Genomic DNA, 1,993 nt, shown 5'->3' on the forward strand with positions numbered 1-1,993 from the left:
GATTACTCCGCCATGGATGTCGTCTGATTCAATGGTGGGTGCGATTCACGCTCTGGTGTCCATCGTCGGTCGGGGCTGCGGACCATTGAACTAAGTGTAAACGAGTGGTTGACTTTGTTTCGATGCGCTTCATAGTATGAAACATGAATCATATATCATGTTAAAGACGACGCGAAAGAAGTGGCGGCCTTGCCCAAGTGACTGGCTGGCTTCTCTTGAATGCGCCGGTCTGTCATAAACTAAGCAGTTGTCGTTAAAGTGCGAACCGGCTTGTTGCAGACGCCTTGGGTCAGGGCATTGCCGTGACTCGAAGAAATCAGAAAAAAGGAGACTCTATGCTGAGACAGCGTTGGCGATACTTCGCGACCGGGTTACTCACGCTTGCGACGATGCTGGGAGCGTTTTCGCTGCATGCAGCGACGGCGGGTCCCGGAACGTGGAGTAGCGAGCAGACGTGGGCATCGGATGCCGTCAATGGTGGAAACCTGACCGGCTATTTCTATTGGCCGGCGAGCCAGCCTTCCACGCCCAATGGCAAGCGAGCTCTAGTTCTAGTGCTACACGGATGCTTGCAGACTGCCTCCGGCGACGTGATCAATAATGCTAGTGGGAGCGGTTTCAACTGGAAATCGATTGGCGATCAATACGGCGCTGTCGTTCTTGCGCCTAACGCAAGCGGCAACGTGTACTTCAAGCATTGCTGGGACTATGCGAATGCGTCGCCAAGCCGAACCGCTGGACACGTGGGCGTACTGCTGGATCTGGTCAACCGCTTTGTTACCAATGCCCAGTATGCGATCGATCCCAACCAGGTATACGTGGCAGGCCTATCCTCTGGAGGCGGCATGAGCATGGTCCTCGGCTGCATCGCTCCGGACATTTTTGCCGGCGTTGGCATCAATGCCGGTCCGACGCCGGGAACCACGACGGCCCAGATCGGCTTCGTACCTGGTGGCTATACCGCGACGACGGCAGGCAATAAATGTAAGCAATGGGCCGGATCCAACGTCGGTAAGTTCTCCAGCCAGATTGCCGGCGCCGTATGGGGAACCTCGGACTACACGGTGGCGCCGGCATATGGCCCGATTGCAGCCTCGGCCTTCCGCCAGCTCTACGGCGGCAGCTTCACCCAGGGATCTAAGGTATCGATAGCAGGGGGCGGCACAAACACCCCTTATATCGATAGCAATGGCAAAGTGCGCACCCACGAAATATCGGTCGCCGGCATGGCACACGCATGGCCCGCTGGAACTGGCGGCAACAATACCAACTATGTCGATGCCACGCATATCAACTACCCTGACTTCGTGATGGACTTCTGGGTTAAGAACAATCTGCGTGCCGGGAGCGGGTCTGGACAGGCGGGTTCGGCGCCGACTGGGCTGGCGGTCGCCGGGACGACCCTCAACACAATATCGCTGTCGTGGAATGCCGTGACAAACGCCAACAGCTACAACCTTTACCGCAATGGCACGAAGGTGGGCTCAAGCACGTCGACGAGCCACACCGATTCGGACCTGATAGCGGGTACTACGTACCGCTACACTGTGACGGCGATCGACGGCACAGCAGGGGAAAGCCAGCAATCTGCTGCTATCTCGGCAACAACAAAGACCAGTTTTACTTGTACGGTGACCACCGGCACAAACTATGCGCACGTGCAAGCCGGTCGGGCACACGATGTCGGCGGGTTTGCTTACGCGAATGGCTCAAACCAAAGCATGGGATTGAATAATCTTTTCTATATCAACACTCTGGCTGAGACAGCCGCCGGATACTATGTGATTGGCAATTGCCCATAAGCAACGGCTCGATTCGAGTTGGGGAGGCAATCTGTCAGAGCATGCTTGAAGCTATGTACGCGCCGTTCGGGAGGCGACCCCAGCTGCATTGGAAGCTTGAATCGCCCCGGGTATCGAGGAGGCTGTTTGGTTTAAGTTGATGCCGGCGCGGCAGCGGTGTAGCTGAGTTGCCGGTAGTAGTTTGCCTCAGC

General features: G+C 56.5%; 1 protein-coding gene. It reads left to right on the top strand.

What is annotated here, in order from left to right:
• Nucleotides 1–389 precede the first annotated feature (389 nt).
• Nucleotides 390–1,802, top strand: coding sequence for an extracellular catalytic domain type 1 short-chain-length polyhydroxyalkanoate depolymerase (locus K309_RS0134725; RefSeq protein ID WP_232232655.1), 1,413 nt, complete (start codon nt 390–392; stop codon nt 1,800–1,802).
• Nucleotides 1,803–1,993 lie beyond the last annotated feature (191 nt).

It is taken from the genome of Cupriavidus phytohabitans (assembly GCF_000426345.1).
Classification (GTDB): Bacteria; Pseudomonadota; Gammaproteobacteria; order Burkholderiales; family Burkholderiaceae; genus Cupriavidus.

Bases quoted from the DNA above. Each gene is read 5' to 3' on its own strand.
- K309_RS0134725 (WP_232232655.1), top strand. From the start codon at position 390: ATGCTGGGAGCGTTTTCGCTGCATGCAGCGACGGCGGGTCCCGGAACG.